Annotated in this window: 24 protein-coding genes and 4 tRNA genes; 8 read left to right on the top strand and 20 right to left on the bottom strand. The window is 40.1% G+C overall.

Going from position 1 to position 25,858, the window contains the following annotated elements; all coding sequences use genetic code 11:
* The first annotated feature begins 200 nt into the window (after positions 1 to 200).
* Positions 201 to 623 (top strand): DUF3010 family protein, encoded by a 423-nt coding sequence (locus tag Q7657_RS00355; RefSeq protein ID WP_053987702.1) that lies wholly within the window; start codon positions 201 to 203, stop codon positions 621 to 623.
* Positions 624 to 818: 195 nt separating this feature from the next.
* Here Q7657_RS00355 and Q7657_RS00360 read toward each other — a convergent pair whose 3' ends face one another.
* From Q7657_RS00360 to Q7657_RS00375, 4 genes are all read right to left on the bottom strand, one after another.
* Positions 819 to 3,365 carry a glycosyl hydrolase family 18 protein gene (locus tag Q7657_RS00360; protein WP_107166398.1) on the bottom strand — a complete coding sequence of 849 codons (2,547 nt, stop codon included), beginning with the start codon at positions 3,363 to 3,365 and terminating at the stop codon, positions 819 to 821.
* Positions 3,366 to 3,750: 385 nt separating this feature from the next.
* Entirely contained in the window at positions 3,751 to 4,299 is a 549-nt protein-coding gene (locus Q7657_RS00365) for a rhodanese-like domain-containing protein (RefSeq protein ID WP_107166399.1), read from the bottom strand.
* Between the two features lie 137 nt (positions 4,300 to 4,436).
* Positions 4,437 to 5,891, bottom strand: a complete 1,455-nt coding sequence (locus tag Q7657_RS00370; RefSeq protein WP_107166400.1) for a helicase HerA-like domain-containing protein — start codon at positions 5,889 to 5,891, stop codon at positions 4,437 to 4,439.
* A gap of 94 nt (positions 5,892 to 5,985) precedes the next feature.
* Positions 5,986 to 7,161 carry an MFS transporter gene (locus Q7657_RS00375; RefSeq protein ID WP_107166401.1) on the bottom strand — a complete coding sequence of 392 codons (1,176 nt, stop codon included), beginning with the start codon at positions 7,159 to 7,161 and terminating at the stop codon, positions 5,986 to 5,988.
* Positions 7,162 to 7,931: 770 nt separating this feature from the next.
* On the opposite strand from Q7657_RS00375, the gene Q7657_RS00380 reads away from it, so the two are divergent.
* Entirely contained in the window at positions 7,932 to 8,777 is an 846-nt protein-coding gene (locus Q7657_RS00380; RefSeq protein WP_107166402.1) for a mechanosensitive ion channel family protein, read from the top strand.
* A 77-nt stretch (positions 8,778 to 8,854) separates the two neighbouring features.
* On the opposite strand, the gene Q7657_RS00385 is transcribed toward Q7657_RS00380, so the two are convergent.
* From Q7657_RS00385 to Q7657_RS00400, 4 genes are all read right to left on the bottom strand, one after another.
* The gene (locus Q7657_RS00385; protein WP_107166403.1) at positions 8,855 to 9,643 is read right to left on the bottom strand and encodes a ParA family protein; all 789 of its coding nucleotides are present in this window, start codon (positions 9,641 to 9,643) and stop codon (positions 8,855 to 8,857) included.
* 108 nt (positions 9,644 to 9,751) lie between these two features.
* Positions 9,752 to 10,138: an SMU1112c/YaeR family gloxylase I-like metalloprotein gene (gene gloA2 / locus Q7657_RS00390; protein WP_107166404.1), complete on the bottom strand. Its 387-nt coding sequence runs from the start codon at positions 10,136 to 10,138 to the stop codon at positions 9,752 to 9,754.
* Positions 10,139 to 10,161: 23 nt separating this feature from the next.
* Entirely contained in the window at positions 10,162 to 10,683 is a 522-nt protein-coding gene (locus Q7657_RS00395; RefSeq protein WP_107166405.1) for a leucine-rich repeat domain-containing protein, read from the bottom strand.
* Between the two features lie 30 nt (positions 10,684 to 10,713).
* Positions 10,714 to 10,929, bottom strand: a complete 216-nt coding sequence (locus Q7657_RS00400) for a DUF3820 family protein (RefSeq protein WP_008988808.1) — start codon at positions 10,927 to 10,929, stop codon at positions 10,714 to 10,716.
* A gap of 536 nt (positions 10,930 to 11,465) precedes the next feature.
* Here Q7657_RS00400 and Q7657_RS00405 point away from each other — a divergent pair.
* Complete coding sequence (locus Q7657_RS00405; RefSeq protein ID WP_053987718.1) at positions 11,466 to 11,876, top strand: META domain-containing protein; 411 nt, start codon at positions 11,466 to 11,468, stop codon at positions 11,874 to 11,876.
* A 47-nt stretch (positions 11,877 to 11,923) separates the two neighbouring features.
* On the opposite strand, the gene Q7657_RS00410 is transcribed toward Q7657_RS00405, so the two are convergent.
* The 3 genes from Q7657_RS00410 to Q7657_RS00420 form a co-directional block, all read right to left on the bottom strand.
* Positions 11,924 to 12,466, bottom strand: a complete 543-nt coding sequence (locus tag Q7657_RS00410; protein ID WP_107166406.1) for an NUDIX domain-containing protein — start codon at positions 12,464 to 12,466, stop codon at positions 11,924 to 11,926.
* A gap of 65 nt (positions 12,467 to 12,531) precedes the next feature.
* Complete coding sequence (locus Q7657_RS00415; RefSeq protein ID WP_107166407.1) at positions 12,532 to 14,220, bottom strand: asparagine synthase-related protein; 1,689 nt, start codon at positions 14,218 to 14,220, stop codon at positions 12,532 to 12,534.
* 209 nt (positions 14,221 to 14,429) lie between these two features.
* Entirely contained in the window at positions 14,430 to 14,963 is a 534-nt protein-coding gene (locus Q7657_RS00420) for a Dps family protein (RefSeq protein WP_053987721.1), read from the bottom strand.
* 359 nt (positions 14,964 to 15,322) lie between these two features.
* Between Q7657_RS00420 and Q7657_RS00425 the strand changes: the two genes are divergently transcribed.
* The 3 genes from Q7657_RS00425 (at position 15,323) to Q7657_RS00435 (ending at position 17,527) form a co-directional block, all read left to right on the top strand.
* On the top strand, positions 15,323 to 16,243 hold the full coding sequence (locus Q7657_RS00425; RefSeq protein WP_107166408.1) for a M14 family metallopeptidase: 921 nt from the start codon (positions 15,323 to 15,325) through the stop codon (positions 16,241 to 16,243).
* A gap of 133 nt (positions 16,244 to 16,376) precedes the next feature.
* On the top strand, positions 16,377 to 16,856 hold the full coding sequence (locus Q7657_RS00430) for a methylated-DNA--[protein]-cysteine S-methyltransferase (RefSeq protein WP_107166409.1): 480 nt from the start codon (positions 16,377 to 16,379) through the stop codon (positions 16,854 to 16,856).
* 152 nt (positions 16,857 to 17,008) lie between these two features.
* Positions 17,009 to 17,527 carry a YbaK/EbsC family protein gene (locus tag Q7657_RS00435; protein WP_107166410.1) on the top strand — a complete coding sequence of 173 codons (519 nt, stop codon included), beginning with the start codon at positions 17,009 to 17,011 and terminating at the stop codon, positions 17,525 to 17,527.
* Positions 17,528 to 17,647: 120 nt separating this feature from the next.
* Here Q7657_RS00435 and Q7657_RS00440 read toward each other — a convergent pair whose 3' ends face one another.
* The 3 genes from Q7657_RS00440 to fabV form a co-directional block, all read right to left on the bottom strand.
* On the bottom strand, positions 17,648 to 18,880 hold the full coding sequence (locus tag Q7657_RS00440) for a hypothetical protein (protein WP_258178273.1): 1,233 nt from the start codon (positions 18,878 to 18,880) through the stop codon (positions 17,648 to 17,650).
* Between the two features lie 340 nt (positions 18,881 to 19,220).
* Positions 19,221 to 20,147 (bottom strand): alpha/beta hydrolase, encoded by a 927-nt coding sequence (locus Q7657_RS00445; RefSeq protein ID WP_107166411.1) that lies wholly within the window; start codon positions 20,145 to 20,147, stop codon positions 19,221 to 19,223.
* Between the two features lie 45 nt (positions 20,148 to 20,192).
* Positions 20,193 to 21,404: an enoyl-ACP reductase FabV gene (gene fabV, locus Q7657_RS00450; RefSeq protein WP_107166412.1), complete on the bottom strand. Its 1,212-nt coding sequence runs from the start codon at positions 21,402 to 21,404 to the stop codon at positions 20,193 to 20,195.
* Positions 21,405 to 21,688: 284 nt separating this feature from the next.
* Here fabV and Q7657_RS00455 point away from each other — a divergent pair, with 284 nt between their 5' ends.
* Both Q7657_RS00455 and Q7657_RS00460 read left to right on the top strand, forming a co-directional pair.
* Complete coding sequence (locus tag Q7657_RS00455; protein ID WP_107166413.1) at positions 21,689 to 22,303, top strand: murein L,D-transpeptidase catalytic domain family protein; 615 nt, start codon at positions 21,689 to 21,691, stop codon at positions 22,301 to 22,303.
* A 233-nt stretch (positions 22,304 to 22,536) separates the two neighbouring features.
* Positions 22,537 to 23,178 carry a murein L,D-transpeptidase catalytic domain family protein gene (locus tag Q7657_RS00460; RefSeq protein WP_053987728.1) on the top strand — a complete coding sequence of 214 codons (642 nt, stop codon included), beginning with the start codon at positions 22,537 to 22,539 and terminating at the stop codon, positions 23,176 to 23,178.
* A gap of 299 nt (positions 23,179 to 23,477) precedes the next feature.
* On the opposite strand, the gene Q7657_RS00465 is transcribed toward Q7657_RS00460, so the two are convergent.
* The 6 genes from Q7657_RS00465 to Q7657_RS00490 all read right to left on the bottom strand — a co-directional run bounded on the left by Q7657_RS00465 (position 23,478) and on the right by Q7657_RS00490 (position 25,812).
* Positions 23,478 to 24,113: a MarC family protein gene (locus Q7657_RS00465; RefSeq protein ID WP_053987729.1), complete on the bottom strand. Its 636-nt coding sequence runs from the start codon at positions 24,111 to 24,113 to the stop codon at positions 23,478 to 23,480.
* 903 nt (positions 24,114 to 25,016) lie between these two features.
* Positions 25,017 to 25,092, bottom strand: a tRNA-Asn gene (locus Q7657_RS00470).
* Between the two features lie 7 nt (positions 25,093 to 25,099).
* Positions 25,100 to 25,184: transfer RNA gene (locus tag Q7657_RS00475), tRNA-Tyr, on the bottom strand.
* Between the two features lie 7 nt (positions 25,185 to 25,191).
* Positions 25,192 to 25,267: transfer RNA gene (locus tag Q7657_RS00480), tRNA-Thr, on the bottom strand.
* 45 nt (positions 25,268 to 25,312) lie between these two features.
* Positions 25,313 to 25,403 (bottom strand) — tRNA-Ser (locus tag Q7657_RS00485).
* A 175-nt stretch (positions 25,404 to 25,578) separates the two neighbouring features.
* On the bottom strand, positions 25,579 to 25,812 hold the full coding sequence (locus Q7657_RS00490) for a hypothetical protein (RefSeq protein WP_053987730.1): 234 nt from the start codon (positions 25,810 to 25,812) through the stop codon (positions 25,579 to 25,581).
* Positions 25,813 to 25,858 lie beyond the last annotated feature (46 nt).

The raw sequence follows: 25,858 nt of genomic DNA on the forward strand, positions 1-25,858 counted from the left end.
TATTTATTTTTAACTAGAAAGAGATTTATTAGATTGGCTTTATTGTTTTTCGTAACACTTCTTCTTCCCCCTTTCCTCTACTAAAAATTCACCTCACACACCCAAAGCATCGAAAGCGAAAATAAAATACAATCGCTACTAACAGCACGCCGCTTTTTCGCCTACAATATGCGGCAAAATATTATGATTCAGGTGTTAACATGAAAATTTGTGCTGTTGAACTACGTAGTAACGAAGCTGTGATTTGTCTTCTTTCACTTCAAAATGGCATGTTCGATATTCCTCAATGTCGTACACAAAAGTTCATCATGGAAGATTCTCTAGATAACCAACAAATGCGTGATTTCCAATTCGCATTTAAAAAACTACTTGATGACTACAAAGTAGATAAAGTGGTTATCCGTAACCGCGAAACACGCGGTAAATTCGCAGGCAGCGCTGTAGGCTTCAAACTAGAATCAGCGATCCAGCTGATTCCAGATCTTGATGTGAATTTCATGTCTAACGCAGACATCAAACAAAAGCTGAAGCGTAACCCTATGGGTATCGACTTCCGTGATACTGGCTTACGCCAGTTCCAAGAAGCGGCATTTACAACAGGATACGCTTTCCTTAGCCGCTAATAACTCGTACAAAAAGACTCAACGCTCAGTATTATACTGGGCGTTTTTTATTGCCTTTTTATCACTGATAAATAAAAAATCCCTTGGCATTATAAAATACCAAGGGATTGATACTTAAGTGTGTTGTAAATGTCTGGTGATTAATTCAAGTTCAACCACCAGCACATTGTATTCATCGTTATTTCCAATCAACGATTACTTACAGTCAACAACACCCACTTCTTTCCACACACCCCATTGACCAGATTTCGCAGGGTCTTCACCACGTGTCCACCACTTAGCTTCCCATAGCTTGCCATCTTTGGTCGCTTGGTCGCCACCTAGGTAAACGGTTGTTGCATCCCATGCGTTATCACAGGTATCAACAACTGGTGAGTGCTTAGCAACAACCACGGTTGTTGACGCTGTCGATGTTGCTTTGCCATCACTTACTACTACTGTAAATACAAGGCTTGTATCTTGTGTGTACTCTGCAGCAGTAAATAGCACTTGTGAACCGTTTACTGTCGCATTAATACCAGCAGGTAATGTCCAGTTAAACGTTAACGTATCACCAGCATCAGCATCAGAAGACGCAGATGCATCAACAACAATAACATCACCAGCATTCGCCGTTTGAGGTGCTGTTACGCTTGCCACTGGTGCGTTATTTTCTGGGATAACAACGTCATCTTTCGCCTTCACTGTCACAACAACAGTATCGGTTGCCGTTGCACCTTTGTTATCTGTAACGGTGAGTTTAAACGTTAGCTGCACAGTTTCAGCCACTTCTGCCACATCAAAACTTGCTGTTGCAGAATCAGCACCAGTCAGTGCTACCGCAGTACCTGATACTTGTTCCCAAGCGTAAGTCACGATGCTGCCATCAGCGTCTTTCGAGCTTGAACCATCAAGTGTTACAGATGCAGGACCTGTCACTGATTGATCCGCACCCGCTGCTGCCGTTGGTGCTTTGTTTGGCTTCTCAATAACAGTACCAGCTACACCTTCATGCATTGCATTTAGGATGTCACCATTATCTGCATCGATTTCCCATGAGAATAGACCCGCAAGGCCAAGTGACTTAACGTAGTTACCTTTAGCCAGTACCGAACGCTTATCATCAAACGTGATTAAATCACCCGTTGAGCGGTTCCATACATACGGTGCTTCAGCTTGATCGTCATAACCGTATTCAAAGCCGTTGATACCTTTGCCATCAGCGCCTAGCATGTGAGACTTAATGCCTTTGTAGTCAATAACACCGTCTTCCCACACACCTTGCTCTTTCGTACCCGTCAGTTTACCTGTACCTGTACCTGTCATAGGATCGGTTGGATCAGTGAGCGTATTTGGCATTACACCCGTCCAACCACGACCGTACATTGCAGCACCCAGTACCAGTTTGTTAGCTGGAACACCTTGTTTTAACAGTAATTGAATACCGTTATCAGAAGTGTAAGCAGGACCTTTAAACTGTTCGCCATTTTCATCTAGACCAGTACCATCACACTGACCAGGGCGCATGAAGTTACCACAGTATAGTGCTGTTTGATGACCTGGAACGTTGTTCCAACCACCGTAGAAGTCGTAAGTCATCGCAAAGATGTAATCCATGTATTGAACTGCATCTGCATAATCAACGTCTTCAATCTTATCGTAACCCACACCGATTGCTGATGTTAGCTCGTAAGTACGGCCTGTTTCTGCTTCTAGCTTATCAAGCATCGCACGTAGTTCGCGCATTAGGGCTACGTATGCAGGGCCATCTTTAACTGGGTCACCACGATCAGCTGCTGCACCGCCGCCACCTGGGAATTCCCAGTCAATATCTACACCATCGTAGAATTTCCATGTTTTCAGGAATTTTTCTACCGATGCAACGAATGTGTCACGGTTTGCTTTATCTACGAAATCAAAGAACGGATCAGACAGTGTCCAACCACCAATTGATGGGATGATTTTCAGATCAGGGTTACGCTGTTTTAATGCCATTAGCATTGCGTAGTTACCCTTAATTGGAGTGCTATATTCATGACCAGCTTGCTTAAAGCTCTTTTGGAATGCTGCCCATGGATCATGGATAACGACTTCATAGTCATTAACGCCACGACACGCTGTTTGTAGCGCATTGAAGCTATTACCACCAACAGATTTCACCGACTCGTTTGGACCACAAATTGGAATAAAGCCGTAAAGAATGTGAGTCAAGTTGTCTGCTGGAATGTTATCTACTGTGTAATCACGACCGTAAATACCCCACTCAACAAAGTACGTACCCATAACAACGCTTGGATCGGTATCAAACGATTTGTTATTTGGGTCAACATTCATTGGTAGTGGCGGTAAGTGTGAGCCGTCGGTATCAGCAATAGTGATTTGTGCAGGAGCACTTTTCGCACAACCTGTTGCATCACACGCTTCAATTTCCATTTGGTACAAACCACCTTGTTCATACTCAAAAGAAGCGGTTGTTTGGCTGCCATTAATTGGACCTGATGCTACTTTTTTACCATCGAAGTAGATGTTGTAGGTATCACCTGAATTTCCACTCCACTGGTTAAATTTCACATTGATCTTAGCTTTGTCATGGTACTTAACCATGTCGTTGTAGCCAGATGTTGTTTCCATCGCCAGTTCAATTTTAGAGAACTGAAGGTTGTTAGAGCCGTACATATCGATGCTTGGTGCCGTAGGTGCAGCAAAAGCCGCGCCTGACAGTGCAAGGGATATTCCTGCTGCACAAAGGTTAAATCGAATCATAATCTATCTCTCAATCCTTGAATTTATACTCAACAATAAGCACATCATGCTTCTACAACGGTACAGGGTATGACTTTTTTTATAAGTAGAAACATGTATTCAGCATTTCAGAGACTGACGAGAATTCAAAAAAAATAACTCAGGGATCAATTCTTTTGCACAAATATTCGTACAAGATTTTTCATTTTTCATGAGTTTTGCAACGGCAAACAAATAATCAACAACATTTTGATAACATTTGAGCGCGTATTTTTTGTGCTTCTCGCAGTATTTTTTTGAAGGGAAATAAGATCAGAAAAGAAAAAAGCACAAAGCCACAGAGAAAACATTTATTAAATAATAAACATCTAACCAATAATTTCTCTATGGCTTTTAAATTTATAAATTATTGAGTACGTTGAATTGCTGAATAACCACCATCCAATTGAATTAAATGGCATTTATTTAAAACTTTTAATAAAGATATCGCGATTAGTGAACGGTAACCACCAGCACAATGCACAACATAGTCATCATGGTGGGCTGGCATTTTGCCTTGGATTAACGCCGTCAATGGCAATGCTTCTGCACTGGCTAACTTGCCTTTTTCAGTTTCATCAGTTTCTCGTACATCTAAAATATGATGCGTTTCAGCTATATCTGGTAATTTATCTGCAGAGATATGCTCAATATGAGATAGCGAAGTATCAAGCGGCTTTAACTCTGCATGTATATAACCAAGCTCATGAAGTGTTTTAATCACACTGGCTTGATCTTTATCTGCTGCAATCACCTCAAGATGCACTGTTTTATCAGGAACAATTAGTTCTAGCCACCATTTAAATTGCTTACCGCCAAAGCCAACAAACACGCTACCTTCAATGTGCCCAGCAATAAACTCTTCGGAACTACGGGTATCAATGATAATGTCTTTTCTATCAGTGAAAATATGCACAGCTATACCATCCTTTTTAATCAGTCTGGTAAACCTTACGCTTTTATTACGCTATTTCCTATGATTGAAAGCGTAAATTTAGAAATGAAGACTATAAAAAACCTCTTATTATCAGTAGATAACAAGAGGTTTACCCATTAACGACGTTTAAATAATACTTTTACAATGGCATTGGCTAATTGCCGTAGCAGCGTCTTAATAAAAGATTCGGTATAAGTTTGGCGTTGAGAGCGTCTAGGCTTACGGATACTCGCTCGATCTTGTTTTTCTTGCTCAGCTTGTTGTGCTTGTTGCAATTGCGCCTGCTTTTGCTGCTCCATGCGTTTATGTAACATCTCATGGGCAGATTCACGATTCACCGCTTGTTTATATTGCTGATAATACTGACTGGTATTGAGCATCTCGGTGCGTTTTTCTGTACTGATAGGTCCAATTTGCGATTCTGGTGGACGAATAGTGACGTGCTCAACCACAGATGGTACACCACCCTCTCCAAGCACAGAGACTAATGCTTCCCCAACACCTAATTCCCCCAACAAGGTTTCAACATCTAAATTGGGATTATCACGAAAAGACTCCGCTGCGACTTTAACGGCTTTACGCTCTTTAGGGGTATAAGCACGTAACGCATGTTGAATACGGTTACCTAACTGCCCTAATACTGAATCAGGAATATCGGTTGGATTTTGCGTGATAAAGTAAATACCCACGCCTTTTGAACGGATCAAACGTACCACTTGCTCGATTTCATCTAAAAAGACTTTAGGCACATCATCAAATAGCAGATGCGCTTCATCAAAGAAGAACACAAACTTCGGCTTATCGAGATCACCCACTTCAGGTAGGTTCTCGTATAACTCAGACAATAACCATAATAAGAAAGTTGAGTACAACTTGGGTGATTGGATCAAGGTGCTAGCATCAAGGATATTGACGATACCTCGACCATCAGCGGCTGTTTTCATGAAGTCATGATAATCTAATGCGGGCTCGCCGAAGAACTCACTGCCTCCTTGGCGTTTAAAGCCCAACAAACGACGTTCAATGGCAGCAATAGAGGACTTACTGATACGTCCGTACATACCACCGAGTTGTTTAGAGTTATCACCAAGGTAATTTAATGCTGTTGAGAAATCATCCAAATCCAGCATTGGCATTTGGTTTTCTTCCGCATATTCAAATGCAAGATTGATCAACCCTTCTTGTACATCATTACAATCAAGCAAGCGACTTAACAATAGAGGCCCCATGTCCTCTAGCGTGGCACGGATTTTTGCCCCTTTTAAGCCAAACAGATCCCAAAATTCAACGGGAAAAGGCGTAAATTCAAAGCCCTCGATACCAATCTCGGCACAGCGTTTTTGCACAACTGCGTTATCAGTACCTGCATTTGCCATGCCTGATAAATCGCCTTTTACATCGGCAAGAAACACTGGCACACCAAGTGATGAAAAGCCTTCAGCTAAACACTGAAGTGTCACCGTTTTACCCGTTCCCGTTGCACCAGCAATAAAACCATGACGGTTAGCGTATTTAGGGTGGATACCGATTTTATTTTCACCCTTACCGATAAGGATCATGTCACTTTTCATACTCAGCCCATTATCAAAATATTATTGTTCCATCCTAACCAAACTTAGACGCTGTTAAGTTAAAATACGATAAATAATCATAAACATAGCACCATTATTTATGCTGTAACGATGGATTCAACTGTGGTTTGAATATAAATAAAGCCGCAATAATCACGAACATGAATGGAATAGTAACTAAATTGAGTTGGTACCAACCAATTGCGGTGTTTAACCAACCCGCTAATAGCGATGCTATGGTGACAGAGCTAAATACCACAAACTCGTTACAGGCTTGGGCTTTCGGCTTATCTTTTGGTTGATAGGTCATGGTTAAAAAGCGCGTGGCTGCAATGAACATAAAGTTCCACCCAACACCTAATAAAATCAAGGCGATATTAAACTGTATTAATGTTGTGCCGGTCAAATTAACAATGCAGCACATCAGCATGAATACCGCCCCCAATAAAATCGTATTTTTAGCCCCAATTCGATCAATGAGGTGCCCAGTAAAGAAAGATGGCACAAACATTCCTAACACATGCCATTGAATCACTTGAGTAGATTGCTCAAAACTATAACCACAGCCCATCATAGCGAGTGGTGTCACTGTCATAAGTAGGATCATCACCGAATAAGCAACAGCACCAGAAGCCACCGCTAAAAGATAATTCGGCTGTGTTAACAATTGTGATAATCGTTGTCCTGTATTAGTTGTAGCACAAGCAGGCGCTTTCGGAAGAGCAACGACTTGCAGTAGGCATAGCGACAAAACATAAAGCAATAACACACCAATGAAAGGACCAATAAAACTCAGATCAGATAACCATTCTCGACTTTGAACGGCGAGAAATGGTCCTAATATTGCCGCTAGAACGCCCCCAGCCATAGAGATAGAAATAGCACGGCTATGATATTTAGCATCACATAATTCCATTGCAGCAAAACGATAAAGCGTACCGAAACCTATTCCGATCCCCAGTAAAAATGTACCGACAGAAAACAAATAAAAATTTGCTAGCCACAAGGCATAAATACAGCATGCCGCACCAGCAATACCGATCATATTACCTAAGGTAAATCCTCGTTTACGCCCTATACGTGCCATGATCAAAGAAGCAGGAATAGTCGCGCACATCATACCGATAAATTGTATTGCAACAGGTAAGGTGACTAATGAAGGCATTGGTGCAAGAGATTGACCAATAAGCGCTGTGACAGATATCAACACTATATTTCCCGTTGTCAGTAGTGCCTGACATAGCGAGAGTATCCATACTTGTTTGTTCATCCTTTACCTCCGTGTAAAAAATAGCCACCCAAAAACACTAACATGGATAATGAGAGCTAAATAGGAGCAATTAATAAGGTCTTTTTCCCATCTCAGCATCTATTTCCTCTCTAACAACGACTTTTTCTAAAACTTTCTGCATACAGCAATGCTTTGAATCCAAATAAATTTTATCAAAAAGCGTTATTTTCATATATATAAGCACTAAAAAGTCGCTAATAAAACATGGAGCAATAACTTTATCCTTTTGATTTTAAATAACTTAAAACAAGAAACAGTAACAACAAAACAACCATTAGAAAAACTAATGCTTATATCTATTTTTTTTCATTTTTCAAGATTTAGGGTATACGTATAATGCGCATCAACAAGAGAGCACAGCGCCTCTAAAACCGAATTTATTTATTACTTTTACGCCACTATATCCAGTATCAGGTTGTGACTATGACTAAGAAAATCATCAACAAAATCGCCGTAGCTTACCAACGTTCTTTCACTGAACTGTACAAGCGTGATAATAAATAATCGCTATTCCCCCTATTTTAAAAAGGAGCATTACTGCTCCTTTTTTCGTTTTTGAGCTCTACCTTTTTCATCTATCTCCCATAAAGTTTCTTTTCTCTCACATATCTAAGCTCGATTTTTGATATAACTGTTTATAACCTCGACCGTTTTAACATCAGCAACGCAGTTAGCTTCGCTGAACCTAACACTTTGATTGAGGTTACTTGAATAGAGCAAGTTTGATGTATGCAACCAAAGGGAAGTAAATGAACAAAATAATGGACATTGTCAGTTTCTTAATTAATCACAAACTGATCTTAAGCCTATTAATTATTGCAACGATTACTCTGATCCGCAGCTTAACGCTAAAAACGATCCGTGGTGATGCTTTGTTCTTGTCAGAAGAGCAACGTAAATGGATGTCACGAACAAAAAACGGCACCTTCACACTGCTTGTTGTGATCTTATTTTTACTGTGGCAATCCGAAATCAGTGAGTTTGCCCTATCTGTGACCGCAATTGCTGTTGCTATTGTGGTCGCATCAAAAGAGATCATTTTATGTTTTACAGGCTCAATCCAACGAGCAAGTTCACGTTCATTTCGGATTGGCGATTGGATTGAAGTCGGCAAATTGTGCGGTGAAGTGATCGAGCACAATATGATGGCAACCGTGATCCAAGAAATCGATCTTCACCATGGGCAATATCACTACACAGGAAAAACAGCCACACTGCCTAATAGCATGTTCTTTACCTACCCAGTAAAGAATCTCAACTTTATGAAACGCTATGTTTACCATAACTTTTCTATTGTGGTGGCTAACTTCGTAAACCTTTATCCGATGTTTCCCGTTCTTGAGAAAAAGATTGAACACCACTGTGAAGAGTTTATCGAAGTGGCTCGTCGCTATAATAGCGTTATCGAAAAACATGCTGGTGTGGATCTGCCAGGCTCTGAGCCTCATATTCACATTGGTAGCGGTGCGAATGGCGAGCAAGTCGTTCACTTCATGCTATTTTGCCCAACCGATCAAGCTACACATTTAGAGCAAGAAATTCGAAAAGACTTTATGGAAGAATACGAAAAACGTTTTCCTCAAAACGCAGAATAAAAAACAACCAGGGCAGAGATTGACACTCTGCCCTTTTGGTATTTCTACCCAAGAGGCTTAGGTAGAAAGCATTGCAATTAACTTTTGACTGCTTGCTCTGCTGTATTTAACTGCTGATATAAAGCTGAGAATTGCTCAGTTAATTTATGCTTAGGTTGAAAATGAATAAGGGGGATTTGCTGAAAGTGCGATTCTTTCATTTTGATTGACTGAGATAAATATGGCTCTAATACGGGGAAACCTAATTCTTTAACACTTTCAATTATTTGGCGAGGAAAGTTAGCTTGAGAATTAAACATATTCACCACAATACCTTCCAACGACAAATCACGATTATGATCATCTCGAAGCTCAGCTAAATTATCCATTAAGTTAATTAACGCTTGTTGGGAGAAACTGTCACAGTCAAAAGGTATTAATAATTTATGAGCAGCAATTAAGCCAGACTTGGTATAGAAATTTAAGTTAGGCGGCGTATCAATATAAATATGATCATACTCTTTTTCTAATTCATCTAAGGCTTCACGAAGCTTATAGATTTTATAGCGACGCTCTAATTCTGACTCTAATTTATCCAATTTGGGGCTAGAAGGAATGATGAACAGATTGTCATAACGGGTAGGTTGGGGGTAATCCAATGTAGGCGATGCCATTGAGAACCAAGATGCAGTTTGATTTAAAAGATCAGCTATGGTTTTGTCACTTTTCTGGTTAATGTCATAACCTAAGTAATGACTACTGTTCCCTTGCACATCAAGATCAATCACCAATGTCTTATGACCTTGAGCCGCGCTGATCGCAGCTAAGTTCACGGTAATACTTGATTTTCCCACACCGCCTTTTTGATTAAATATAATTCTGCGCATCCTTCCCTTCCCGTTGTGTTTAATTATCAACCAACACAATATACACTCATAAGCATATATTTGTTAGTTAAAATCAAACACTTCTTAAAGATAAGACGGAGATTTACACTATGATTGAGAGTACAACTCTAACGGCAACCCATCTGGATCACTGAAAAAGGTAAACGCTTTACCTGTCAGCTTATCAATACGAATGGCTTCCACCTCAACACCTTGCGCTTCTAAATCCGCAACCACACTATGGATATCTTCAACCACAAAAGCCAAATGTCGTAACCCTTGCGCTTCAGGGTAACTTGGCCTCGTTGGTGCATCAGGAAAAGAGAACAATTCTAATTGACTATTATCAGGTAAACGCAAATCCAACTTGTACGATTGGCGCTGCTCTCGATAGGTTTCATTGATCACTGGCAGTTTCAAGACTTGTGTATAAAAGTGCTTCGAACGCGCATAGTCAGAGCAAATGATCGCAACATGATGAATACCTTTTAACATGATGATTTTCCTTATTGCATTGCTTATTGGCTTGGTCCATTACTAATGTAAACTTCAGAATATGGCTCTACCAGTTGAGGGTTTTGACTAATATCGACATTTTTCAATGGATTACCTTCATAGTTTAAATACGTCAGTTGTTTATTTTTTTTAATATTCAGATCCGTTAAGCGATTAAAACTGACATTTAGCACTTTTAACTGGCTATTACTTTTCACTTTCAACTTATTCAATAAGTTATGCTCAAGGCTCAACACTTCTAAATGTGGGTTATCACTTACATCAAGTTTGGTTAGTTGGTTATGAGATAAATCTAACTGTTTTAGATTTCTAAAGTTACTCAGCTCTTTAATTTGGGTGATATGCAGACCTTCACATTTCAACTCGGTAATTTGCTCACTATAAGCTTTACCTTGCAGGATCACGCAACGTTTAAAATTAGGATCAACAAAAGGAATATCGCTGATATTGGCATAGTGCTGCGCACAACCTGAAAGAGTAGAAAAACCTAACACTGCCATAACGGATAATAATATTTTTTTCATATCGATTTCTTTTACGTCTAAAGGTAAGCATTAATCACGTCGTAATGGACGAATAACGCTTTCTAACCCTTCAATTTTAAATTCTAAAGCCAATGCCATTAATGTGCCTAGCTCTCCTTCTGGAAAACCTTTTTTCTGAAACCACAATAAATATTCTTCAGGTAAGTCAATCAACACCCGACCTGCATACTTACCAAATGGCATTTTCATATTAGCCAATTTGATCACGTGCTCTTGTTGAAACATGATTCTATTCACTTTGAAAAACAGCCAAACATTGTAGCAATGCTTGGCTGAAAATATGCGAGTTTTTTGTTAAAGAAGAACGTAAGCATAATTAATCTAAAAGGAGAGAGATATTGCAGAGTTTGGTTTTACAAACAATACTAAATGAGAAGGATTTAATTGCTCAGTTCTTGTATGTGTTCGACGCAGTTACGTCCACGCATACAACTTTTGACAGTGTTATCTATTGCTCTCCAGCAAGTGAACTCAATGTGATGTGCTGCATTAATTTTCATCCTTCTTACTACACGTATTAACATTTTTATGAATACACAAAAATATACAAATAAAAAAAGGATGCCGTTTACATTTTTACGGTTATTTGTCACACTTCACACCCTGCTGAGCTTTACTGTTCATATGACTACTTAAGTTAGCAAGACACAAAACATCACTGCGTTACTTTATACATATCAGACCATTGACCGTTGTCTGTTTCATCGTTGTCATAATCTATATCTAACGCACTTTTCTTGCTGTACGACACGAGAAATATAATGAAAAAGATTTTTTTTGGTACTTTTTTACTGGCATCACTATTAACTGGCTGTAGCACAACCCCTAAAGACGTTGCCGCACTACCTAGCACTTGGGCAGTAAGTGCAATTGACGGTCACACTCAGCCTGTTGATGCGCTACCAGCTAAACCTGAATTAGTAATTGATCAGAACTTCAATGTGACTTATCAAGGCTGTAACACTTTAACGGGTAAGCTTACGTTAACAGGTAACGATTTACTGACTAAGAACTTAGCATCAACACGTAAGATGTGTATTCAGAACGAACAAGCAACCGTTGATGGCTTTGTGAAGAAAATGCTAACAGGCCCTTCTGATTACCTTGTTAACCAAAACACTTTAATCATTAGCTCTGATCGTCATACAGTTACTTTCAAAAAAGTAAAATAAATCAAAGTATTATTTAATAAAAAACGGAGGCTATTTGCCTCCGTTTTTTATGCATTCACTGGTAGTAATTCAGCTGCAATCAACTTAAGTAAAAAGGTTTCTCGCTCAATCGACATCCCTTTTTTCTCAGAATGTTTGATGGTTGCTTCATTGTGCGCAATAGCATCAAAAATGTTGATCCACACTGGCTTCATGCCATTTTTAATTTCGTAATCTTCAAAACGAGTCTCACCCAGCTGTTTATCTATGGTGCAGACGTAGCAGTACGATTTCATATAAACAATATCATGCTCAGATTTATACCAAGGACGATATTCATCGTATTGACCAAATGGCTTAATATCACGAATGTTCTTTGCGCCAGTTTCTTCTTCAAGCTCACGGATCAATCCTTGAACTTTATCTTCACCAGCATCAATACCACCACCAGGCAAGGTGTAATCATGGTAACGAGCAGTGTAAAGCATCAAAATATCTTCACCATTTAAGACAATGGCACGTGCCGCATCTCGTTGGAAAATACTTAGTTCAGTGGTATCAAAATCAATATTTTCCAGATCAGGATGAACAGATAATTTTAAAAATCGCATATTACGCAGAACTCATAACCATCAATAACAAGGCTGCGTATTCTAGCCAAGTCTGATCCAGATTACTAATGATGAGGCTTTAACACCCGATTCATTCGCTTAACAACATTGAGTGTAGATTCCCCACTGTATAAGCCAAGTGCCGTTAAGAGACAATTAGCCCCTAAATAATGTAAATGATAAAACTCACCTTTAGCATCAAATAAGGTTTTAAGACCAATGGTGATCAAATTCACTCTGTTTTTTACATTTTCAGTTAATTGCCATTGGCTTAGCGCTGATAATCGATGATCTTTTAATGGGCAAGTCAAATGCCCCGGGTAAGTTTGCCATGGCGTCAGTAATGCCTCAGGATAAGCATGATTAAGCCACTTCATATAAAACTGATGCTTAACCGCTGAAGCTGTCGGTAACGCAAAAATCACACTTAGCACTGATTTACTATAAAAAGGGAGATGAAAATCAAGCCTAAACTTATCCATGTCTTCTAAAGCTGGTGCAATATGCTGATGTTGATCGTTTTCCCATAAAAACAGCTGAAAGGCTTTTTCCAGCGGCAAATGTGAATATTGCTCTAAGCAGGCTACAATGTTTTGCTCTAATTGCGCTTGGAGCATCGCACCATCTTTCACCATCCGTTTGGGAATAAATGCATGTTGATGTTGTAAATAAGCTTTTGCCACAGCTAACGGCTCACCGGTTGCACAGGCTGCCAGTATTTCATCATCACAAAACACCATACCTACGCATACACTACCACCATTGCCAGACCACACTAGTCTTGGGTGCTCAACCTGTTGGTAAAAATTATATTGAGTGGCTCGCCAATAACATCCTAGTCGTTGTTCAATACTTTGCTCTTGGGTATCTCTGACATTAACAATATGAAGTGGAAAATCGTGATACTTTGCAAAGGCTTCGGCATACACTTCATCTTGCGAACGTTGATACGAAAAATTTAAGCATTCTAGTTGTACGCCTCGCTTTAATAATTCAGTAACGATCACTCGTGAATCTAACCCACCAGATAACGTGCTTATCGCGTGAAAATCATCACCTAAACAGAGATTAACCGCTTGTTTAAAAGCACGATCAAATTGAGAAATACCATCACTATCACGCAAACAATCAAAAGGCATATCAGCCCAACGAAAATAGCGCTGTTGCTGTAATTCATTCGTCGTCATTATTAACCTTTCTCCAGGTAATAATGATCGCACTTCGTTATAGTGTGTTTTATTTCCTAAGGTGTAACCAACAACAGCATACTCGGTGACTCCAACCAAATTAGTGGTTAATTTCACACTTAACTTATCAAATAAACGTAAGCACGAACTAAAAATAACCGCCCCTTTATACTGCATATAATATAGCGGTCGAATCGCCAACGAATCAGCAAAGATACTGAGAGTATGCTGACGTTTATCATAATTTAAAACGCAATACGTCCCTTGCGCATCAGCCAATAATTTAGGGTAATCCTGCATGTTGTGTTGCAGTAAACTATTTACATCTTGAGTGAGTGATGGCGACATCAAGGTATGTCCTAACACCATCGTAAAACGTAAATGATTTTCAGCCCAATTCGCCTCACGATAACAATCAATTGCAACTCGGCATAGATACAAATGGTTATCGAAATATTCATGACGAACATCGGTTGGATTGCGTGATAAGTGCTGAGCGATCTCTTTTTTGATGAGTAAAAAGTCTTGGCTCCAGCAATCTGAAATGACCCCAGCAACAATACTCATTTATCTCTCCCACGGTGATAAATGACTATTAGCAATAACTAAACCAACTTTTATTAAAAATTAGCCCTATGATTTATAGTGATTTTTTCTAAGTTATCGTGAATTTATAGCGACGCTCACATGCATCTTGCTAAAAATAGCCATAAAAAAAGCTTCTCTAATCAAGAGAAGCTTTAATCACAACACAGATAGACTGTCAGTTGTTACTATCAATGACGATAAGACTCATAAAGGAACCAAACACGACGTTCAGTTTGATCAATCCAATCATCGATCATACTCACTGAAGAATAATCACCACAGTCATCACATAAAGTATGTGCAGCACGAAGCTCTGCGGCTAATTGTTTATTATCTTCACAAAGCTCAGCAAGCATATCAGCAGGTTCAACGTATTCAGCATCATTATCTAAAATACGCTGCATCCGGGAAATTTCACCAATAGAACGCAGTGTTTTGCCACCAATTTTACGTACACGCTCAGCAATATCATCCGTCATCGCGAATAATTGCGCACTTTGCTCATCTAACATTAAGTGGTAATCGCGGAAATGTGCACCACTCATGTGCCAATGGAAATTTTTGGTCTTTATATACATCGCAAAAACATCAGCAAGGATCGCTGTTAGTGCACCACTGATCTCTTTAGTCGCGTCTACACTTAAATCTGTAGGTGTGGCTAGAGGACGAGTAAGGTGTTGTTTCGCATCTTCAATTTGTGATTCATTCAAGATAGTACTCATCGTCTTCTCCAAAATAGATAATTTGTGACAACGAGAGTTACTATATGCCTCTAATTTTGTATGACAATAGTATTATATACAGTGAAATTGCAACCTAACATTGAAACATTTAATCAAAATCTTGTTCTGTTTTAGCATACAATCTCGTTATATAAATGAAATTGTCACCTTCTCCATTGCATCTTATAAACGCAGTTTATTCGCTATCATTAACAACTATATTTTCCACTTATCATTTCAATATGATTTATTAAACCTTCTAAAATACAGTCAGTTTTTACAAAATCGCACCAAATTTGCTAAACAATAAAGCATCATGTAAAAAGATCATCAATATACTAAAAACAGGAAGCACTATAATGCAATCATCTACTTATCATATCGGCGAAACAGGCAAACCTTGGGGAAGTGAAGAAAAAGCACAATGGTTAGCAGAAACAACCATTAAGCGCTCTTACCTTGAGCAAGTCGTAACTAAAATTGATGCCTTAAAAGATAAATTTGATATTGCTCAGTATGGTGCTCTGTCCTACTCTCCTGAAAAATACCCACTTTTTTCCATTAAAACTCGCAACTGGGATACAAATAAACCCACAGTATTAATCACGGGTGGTATTCACGGTTACGAGACCAGTGGTGTTCATGGCGCATTAGCTTTTGTAGCATTAGAAGCTGAAAACTACAGCAATGATTTCAATATCTTAGTGGCACCTTGCGTAAGCCCTTGGGGTTATGAAACCATCAACCGTTGGAACCCTAACGCTGTTGATCCAAACCGCTCTTTTATTCCTAATAGCCCAGCAGAAGAATCAGCAGCATTAATGCAATTAGTACAAGATCAAAAAACCGATTTCTTGGCACACATTGATCTGCATGAAACCACAGATACGGATGAATCAGAGTTCCGCCCAGCTTTAGCTGCCCGTGATGGTAAAGCATACATTGAAGACAGTGTGCCAGACGGTTTCTACGTGGTAGGTGATACTGAAAATCCACAAGATGCATTCCAAACTGCAATCATTGATGAAGTTCGTCATGTCACTCACATTGCACCACCAGATGATAACGGCAACATTATTGGTGAACCTATCACTCAAGAAGGTGTGATCAACTACCCGCTAAAAGCATTAGGTCTGTGTGCAAGCGTAACAGATGCCGCTTACACATCGACAACAGAGGTCTACCCAGATAGCCCACGTGTTACTGAAGATGAATGTAATATGGCACAAGTGGCAGCAATTAAAGGCGCATTAGATTACTTAAAACAACACGCTAAGTAAGGCTTTCTTCCGCTAACCTTGTAGTTATATCTGTTAGGTTAGCGGCTTTCTCCTGCTCTCTCATAAGTTTGAATCGCTCATCTATTTTGCTCATAATAGCAACATCATCCACACTATGATTCAATCTAGCGATATGGATATCTATTTTAAGCACCTCGATAGCCCTTTAGGGAAAATTACTCTTACCGCAAACAATACTGCACTATTAGCGGTATGGTTTGAAAGTCACCGCATTCCCTCTCTTGCTCAAGCAACACTTAGCCCTGAGCACCCAATCTTAAAATTGTGTGAGCAACAATTAACGGAATATTTCAACGGGCAGCGACAACAATTCTCGTTGCCAATAGCTTTTCAAGGCACCGACTTTCAACAGCGAGTATGGCAAGCATTAACCACGATACCTTATGGGGAAACATGGCATTACCAGCAATTAGCTGATGCTATTGAAACCCCAAAAGCCTGTCGTGCCGTGGGAACTGCAAATGGCAAAAATAGCTTATCGATTATTGTGCCTTGCCACCGAGTGATCACTAAAAATGGCGATTTAGGTGGTTACGCTGGCGGCAGTGACATTAAGCAAAAGCTGCTCGATTTAGAACGTCAGTTTAAATAACGTCTTTTCCCTTTATCAAACAGCAGACGATGCTGATATTCACCTAAAACGGTAAATACCTGCCATACTTTGGGAGTAAACAAACAGAGAATCGAACTTTATATCTTGGCTTATTTTGTAATAAACCAAGGCGAAGATATCAGGAGGCAATCATGGCCACAGCAATCTCTGTCGAGCAATATTTATCACATCATAATATTGAACTTGAACTAACCCATCATCGCCCTACCGATTCATCCTTTAACTCAGCAATGTCTGCCCATGTGCCGACAACCAATGTTGCTAAGTCTGTTATTTTAAAGGATCAACAAAGTAACTATCTAATGGCAGTGATCCCCGCAAATCGCCGCGTTATGTTAGATAAGGTCAATCAGATCACGGGGAAACAATACTGCCTAGTTGGTGAGCATGAACTATCCACGCTATTTCAAGACTGCAGCCCCGGTGCCATTCCAAACTTAGGGCAGGTTTATCATTTAGATATGATCGTCGATGACATGCTCTTTGATATTGATGATATTTATTTGGAAGCAGGCGATCATGAAAACTTAATCCACCTAACAACCGATCAATTTCATAAAGTCATGAAAAACATTAGCCACCATACAATCAGTGGTTATCGCATGTTATTTACGCAGCAACATGAAAGTAGCTTTTGGGATTGGGAATAACTAAAAAGCGGAATTCGCTTCCCCCTTTTACTAGGCAATACAGCCATTCATTAAATTTTTCTTATCTCTGCCAATAATAGCGAATACTGTCACTCCTATATAACCATGCAGTATTCGCTTTTAATTACTCTGAGTATTGATGATCTCACACCATGATGTGCCTGACGGAATAGGCATAGCTTCAAGCACAACAGTAAATCTGACGGGTAATTCTATCTCTAATAACGCTTCAGCAGCTAAAATCATCCGATCATAAACGAGAGGATCAAACATCCGCCCTGTTTGCCCCCACGCGATGCTATAGCGCTCACATCCCTCAAGCACTTGCTCATTTTGCGACAGCAACATAAACCTATCTTGCAATCCCCAATGTTCAAGCATCATGTACGACTGAAATAACATCGCCAGATCTTCTTTTTTGTTGGTATAGCTATAGAGATCACTTGCACCTTCAGCTTCAAAATGTGCACCTACTTGTAAAGCGGTGAGGTCATGAACAGTCTCACTGGGAGGTGCGCCTTGATACAGCACATCTGCCACATCGAACAACAATGTATCTTGCAACGGTAATTGCTCATAAAGCGTTTGATGTAACGGTGTTGTCGCAGTGATATTTTGATAAATAGTGCGGTTTGGTGATAACGATGACAGCACCGACGGTGGCAAAAGATCATTCGCATGGGCTAGTTCATGCACTAATAAACGAAACAGTGCAGGTCGTAATTGATCTATGGTACGCGTGCTATTACTAGCGGAAAAAGTATCACTGCTCCACTGCGCAGGGACACCAGCACTGTCTACGTGTTGCCGGACAGCAAGAAAAGAAACATTGGCTTGGAACTGATCACGAAAGTCATCTTTAGCAACAATAGTGAGCCACTCTTGTTCATCTCGCCACAAATATCGAGGATCGATATAAATCGTGGCAGTATTAGCACTATAAAACGATGGACGTACATCATCGGCAATGACAATTGCACTCACTGAACGAAATAGCGGTAACAATACCGATGGCAGTGTTGATAGCGCAGATAAGAAACTCTCAGCCATCCAAGGATGGGATACAAACAAGCGTGACTCAATATCGCTTATCGTCAGTGGCACCGTTTTCTCAACTCCCAATGGTGGGAACTGCGCAAGCAAACAACTTTCACGGTAATTTTTCGCACAAGCCAAATGCTCACCATTAGCGTTTACTGAATAAGCCGTCACAGCGCTGAGATCAGGTAATCCTTCCGCATCTGCAGCAATGCTTTGGTGGCTATCTTCATTACATGCCGTTAATAGCAAACATAAAGACAGCGAATAAAACAAAGCAAATCCATTGTCAGAAACTGTTTTCAACACCGCCACTTACCCACCTAACAACGATTAAGTACGTCCTAATGATAAGTGTAGCGAAGGTTAGATCTGGGCAAGTATCGGTTATAACGCAAAGTTAAAGAATATCGTGATCAATGTTCACAATCGGAGATATTCCCGCTAACAAAGATTGACTAAGAAGCGAATAAATCTATTCTGGATATAAGCAACAGAGAGGCATTTCGCCCATATTACTGTTGCCTATTTTTATTAATGGAAGGTGTTAGATGGATTTACTAAGCGGTTTATATGCACTACTTGAGTCTTTCTTTGAATAAACTGATTAACACACATATTTCTAGTCGACAGCCGTAATTCACCGTTACGGCTTTTATTTTTTTAGAAATGCAGCAATCGCTTTATACGCCTGTTCACACTCTTTTTTCGCTAAGTTTTCCATATTCAAAAATGCATGGATCATCTGCTCAAAGTGGATATGCTCCACATTAACCTCATGCTTTCTCAGCGCATCTACATACGCTTTGCCTTCATCTTTTAACGGACAAAACTCAGCCGTGATCATCAAGGTTTCAGGTAATGCCATACTATAAGGCCCCCAAACAGGTGAGGCTTGACGACGATCTTCGTTATGTTGGAAATAATTCGAGAAATACCACTCAATCCGTGATTGTTGGAGTAAATAACCGACTCCATTTTGATTCACAGAAGGAAAACTTAATGTGTAATCAAGGCTTGGGTATATTAGCACTTGCTTTGCGATCTCAATACCATCATCAAACTGTGCCATACGGGCTAATGTGGCACATAATGCGCCACCAGCTGAATCACCGGCAATCGAGAGTTGAGGAATAAAGTTAAGCTCACTGCGAACCAAGGTTTGCAGCAATGATTGTAACACCAGATAACCATCATCAATGGCGGCAGGATAAGGATGCTCAGGTGCTAAACGGTATTCAACCGACACCACAATATGCTCACTATGACAGGCTAATTTACGACAAATAGGATCATAAACCTCCACGCTGCCAGACATATGCCCACCACCATGAAAGAACAATAATACAGGTAAGGCTTGCTCTGGCTGTGGGTGGTAAATACGCACAGGCACACGATCAGCTATCACGGTATCGTTAATCAACGTCATGTCAGGAATGTCTGTTACCAACTCACGGGTAATGGCTGCTAATCCTTCACGTACAGATGCCACTGTCAATGGCATGCCGCTGGCAATCACATCATCCATCAACAAATTAAACGTCTTTAACCATTGTGCTAACGAGGCAGTTAACTGGCGCATATTACATCCTTAATAGACCAAGTAATAAAAGCCCTATAGTCGTTACTAGGGAGTCAGACGAGACAAAGCATCAAGATCAACAGATTGAGTATAATCAACTGTCGAGAATCCAAAACCATTGAGAGCTAAAAAAGCAGATTTGTATCCCGCATAATCTCCCACTTGTTTGAAATTATCGACATTCATTTGTGCCATTAATCCATCTACTTGCTGTTGGACTTCAGGTTTTAGCTCCCAATCATCCATTCTTATCAAGCCGTTCTCATCCGTAAGTGATGATTGCTCATCATGTTCTGCATACACCTTATCGGCGAATAAACGCTGCATTTGTTCAATGCATTCTTCATGCAAGCCAAGCTGCTTCATGACTTTAAATAAACACAGAATATAAGGCGAAAATGTCGGAATAAACACACTGGCTTTGGTTACCAGCGCTTTACATACCACGACATTCGCTTGCCCTTCGACACATTGAGATAACTGCTGATTTAGCACTGTTGCTGTGTGATGGAGATGCTGTTTAGCAATACCTAAAGTGCCATGATGATAGATAGGATACGTCGACTCTGGTCCAATATACGAATAAGCTAAGGTTTTGGCTCCTGTTGCCAGCAACTCTTCGGCTAAGAGAAAATCGATCCACTCTTGCCAATCTTCACCACCCATAACTTTGATCGTTGCCAGAATCTCCTCTTCATTTGCCGCAGTTAACTCAGCTGGTACTAAGCTATCTTTTTCTAAATCAACACTAAAGCCAGAAAAATTTTCACCCACGGTTTTTAAGCAAGAACGCCACATATCACCATTTTCAGGGTTCGGCCTTACCCCCGTTGCTAAGCTATAAATCACCAAATCCACTTGCCCATCAAACTCATCACGGATCATCTGAGCTACTTGTTGACGTATTTGAGGCGAAAACGCATCACCAACAATATTTTTTGCAATATAGCCTTGTTGTTCGGCTGCTTGTTTAAAGTAAATATTATTATACCAGCCAGCTGTGCCGACACCTTTCACACTTGGGCCGCGCTCAAAAGAGACACCTAATGTTGCCGCCTGAGCGCCACCAAATGTCAGTGCAATACGAGAAGCTAAACCAAAACCTGAGGAAGCACCTAAAATCAACACACGTTTAGGTCCCTGTGTTATAGGTGCTGCCGATTCTACAAACGCAATTTGTGCTTGTACGGCTTGCTGGCAACCATAAGGATGTGCCGTTCGCGCTACAACACCTTGAATTTCTGGTTTAATCACCATTACTGCTTCCTCTATTTCAATCTAACAACCCAAGCTTTGCACAGTCAGCATGCCACAATCCGACAAATGAAAACCATGATCGCCACCATTTTCAACATCACTGGTTAAAAAACACACTATCAAACCAAATAAAATAAACATTTGATTCACAATTGAATCAAAATTAATTAACAATAGCGTTTTTTTACGTTATTGAGTCCAAAAACAATAAGACTTAGTTTATTTCAAATCTCACAACACCGCAGACTAACTCTAACACTCTAATTTTTGCAGGAAGCAAACAAATGAAGATATGGACTGCGCTATTTATTATTGCGCTACTCAGCGTGAGCCACGCGAGTTATGCCGCCACCACTCTCCATCAACAAGCCAAGATTATTTTTGATAAGACTAAATTAGGAAAGCACTTAAAATACGATGTTTTTCTCACCGCTTTTAAGGAGCATATCCGCGTAGCAGATAAACCAATTATGTCAATCATCGACTATAGCCAACCCTCCGATCGCCGCCGATTCTTCATCATAGATACTGAAAAGAAAAAACTGCTTTATCACACTTTTGTTTCTCACGGTATCAACAGTGGTGATCTCTACGCCACTGAATTTTCAAACATTGTTGATAGTAAACAAACCAGCTTAGGTACTTTCCGTGTCGCAGAGGCATATCACGGTAAATATGGTATTTCACTTCGTCTTGATGGCATGAGCCCATCTAACTCAAACGCCAGAAAACGCGCCATTGTTTTACACGGTGCAAAATACGCTGAACCTGCCACAATCAAAAAAATAGGTATGTTAGGAAGGAGTTGGGGCTGTCCTGCGATTCCAATGAAATTAGCAGATAAGGTCGTACATTTATTAAAAGAAGGCGGTTCTATTTATGCCCACGCAAGAAGCTAATTTGCTAAATCATTCGCAAAACGCAATCAAGGCAACTCGCATTACAATGTGAGTTGCCTTTTTACTTTATCCAATGCATTACAATCTTTTCGCTAACACAAGCCAGCCTTACTCCTCTAAGGGCGACGTATTACCATTGCCTTAACTTTTAGATAATTGGCACAAAATATTCATACCTTACTTCCTATAGATCATCACAGAGTAGATAGACACGATACATACAGGAGGGAGTTATGACGTTCTCACCTTTTTTCCTTCTTAAAATCAGATATGTAATCATCACGCTGCTGCTATTTAGTTGCCACGATGCACTCGCACTTAGGGCAACACACGCGTGGAAAGTCTATGATCATGCCAAGCTACAAAATTACGTTGATTTTGATATTTTCCTCAGTGCTTACCGTGAACATCTTCGCGTTGCCAACAAGCCCATCATGTCGATTATCGACTACTCTCAACCCTCCGATGCTCGGCGATTTTTAATCATTGATATCGAGAAACGCGCACTACTCCATCGCACTTTTGTTACTCATGGTATTAACAGCGGCACGTTATATGCCACTGAGTTTTCAAATACGATCAATAGCCGCCAAACCAGTTTAGGCACCTATCGTGTTGGAGAAGCCTATTACGGAAAATACGGTATTTCCCTACGTTTAGACGGCATGAGCCCAAGTAACTCCAATGCACGTAGACGCGCCATCGTCTTACATGGTGCCAGCTACGCAGAACCAAATGTGATCAATGAAATTGGAATGTTAGGTCGCAGTTGGGGATGTCCTGCTATTTCTCGGGAAATCACCTCTGAAGTGGTCGAATTGCTCAAAGAAGGTGGATCAATTTACGCCCATGCACACAATCATCGCAACGGCTAAGTATTACTGAAACAATGAAATCACAAATAATAACAAAAATATCGCAGCAATAAACTTAATTAAAATTCCCAGTGAAGCGCCACCTTTAGGGGCTTTATTACAACAACTCATCGCGTTTTCTCTATTGGTGCTAATCAAGGTTGGCAAGCATAAAGGTTACACCAAGAGGAAGGTCAACAACAATGTCGTCACAGAGGCAATAAAAAAGCCGAGGACGTCATGCCTCAGCTTTTTTATCTAATGGTAATAACAAACGTCAATCTTAAATAAAGATCGGTATCGCGAGCTAGAAAAGAAGATCACTTAGTACCAAATAGCACGATCGTATCGTGAACGCCTTGGATCCCCATCTGCATCCCTATCACGGTTAAAATCAAACCCATTAAACGGGTGATAATACTGATGCCACTCTCACCAATTTTTTCAATCATTTTAGGGCCGTAAATAAAACAAAAGAAAGTGATCACACACAGCAGGGCGAATGCGGAAACGGTAATTAAAATGTGAAGCATACCGCCGGCTGCTGAGTAGTTCATGGCTGTTGCTATGGTACCAGGGCCTGCCAGAATAGGCAGCGCTAACGGTGATATCGCAATATCAGTATTACCTTCAGCGTCACTGTCTTCTTGATTTGAATGCATTTTAGAAGTGTTACCTTGCAACATATGATAACCCACTAGAAACACTAAGATACCACCTGCTAAACGTAATGCCGGTAAGGTAATACCGAAGACACTAAAGATCCCTTTTCCTAAAAAACAAAAGGCCGTAATAATACAAAATGCCGTAACAAGGGCTTTAAAGGCAATCGCTCGCACTTGTTTCGCTGGCATTCCCCCCGTCATTCCGACAAATACTGCTGTATTTGCAAACGGATTCATCATGGCGAAAAAACCCATAAACACAGTGACTGCGACTGTCATTAAGTCGTGCATGTTACCTCTCTATTAATTAATGATTTTTAATCCAATCAAATACGATTCGATGAATATACCCAAGCGACTTCAAGATGCCTGATTCAGAACGAAGTCACTGAGTTGAATTCAAGGAAGACAACGAAGCGGAATAGCGAGCTCTTTCCAAGTTGTCTGACGCGAGAAGTCGGCTCTGTGACACGCTCCCAAAGGGCGAGCGTCCTTAGCTCTCAGACTTTGTTAACGATTCTCAATGTAGAACCACTATATCTTCGAATCGTCGCCGCGCCTGAGAACTAAGGTCGTCTCGCTGAACACTGCATCTTGAGGTTGCTTGGGTATACTATTTAATAATAGAAAATTAGCAAAACATATATCAATAAAATAAAACAACTTATTAATATCTAAGATATTTAATCAACACAAACACCACAGAAAAGTAGCAATTCATCCTTAAAGCAAACAAATATCAATACCGTTTCAAAATAAAAACAAATCCATAACCATATGATTTAAATCACATTTATTTTAATAAGAATAGAGTTTTTCGATTTAAATAAGACAAAAACAACTCATCAATAAATGAAAAAACAAAAAGATATTGAAAATCCTCTAAATTCTGCCTTTATGCAACGGCAGTAATAGATTTGCTACGTTATGATGTTTCCACGGTTGAAGACAACGGAATTCCCCACGGAGGGGACAACCTCAGTAGGCTGATATAGGGATGGTAGCCACATAACTATGGATGGCACAGCTTCCGCAGGTTGTTGAAAGGATTTGTTCAGGACGAACCAACCGTCTTATTCCCCAAATAGGAATAGTCCCATGGAATGGGCTGAATAGTGATTTTTATTTTCTATTCGATGATTTTAGTTGCTGATCTACAAAAAAAGCCCGCAATTGCTTGCGGGCTTTTTTATTTGGCTCCTCCTGCTGGACTTGAACCAGCGACATACGGATTAACAGTCCGCCGTTCTACCGACTGAACTAAGGAGGAATTGTCATGGTGGTGGGGGAAGGATTCGAACCTTCGAAGGCAGTGCCGGCAGATTTACAATCTGCTCCCTTTGGCCACTCGGGAACCCCACCGAAATAATGGTGCCGACTACCGGAGTCGAACTGGTGACCTACTGATTACAAGTCAGTTGCTCTACCTACTGAGCTAAGTCGGCACATTAATTCGTGATATTGCCAAGTCTAAGCTCAACAATGAAATATGGCGGAGAGATAGGGATTTGAACCCTAGATACGCTATTAACGTATGCCGGTTTTCAAGACCGGTGCTTTCAACCACTCAGCCATCTCTCCGTAAGTGCGGCGTATGATAGCGATCACAGTTTAAAATGTAAAGCCCTACAAAAACTGTATGTTCAAGTTTTAATCACCACACAATTATTCGATATAAGCAACAGCAATATTCTGTTATCAATATCATTTGTTGTACAAAATCACATCGTCACGACTAACATAATGACTTTATAGCTTATATTTCACTATCAAGAAAAGCCTGAATTTCGGTTTGAACACGGCTAAATTCAGCCTCATCAAGATAGTAAGAATTATCTGATGAAAAGTGTAAATCATCTTGCTTCAAGCAAATGTTTATCACGCTTTGATCAGCAAAAAACAACATAATAAATGCGCTATCAAACTCTACCCGTAAAATCGCGGCTTTATTCACAGTAAGATTATTATCAATCACTAATCCACGTTTCATAATCCATGCCTCCAAACTGATACTAAGTTCACCTTAGCGCATTTCA

It is taken from the genome of Candidatus Photobacterium acropomis (genome assembly GCF_030685555.1).
Lineage (GTDB): Bacteria > Pseudomonadota > Gammaproteobacteria > Enterobacterales > Vibrionaceae > Photobacterium > Photobacterium lucens.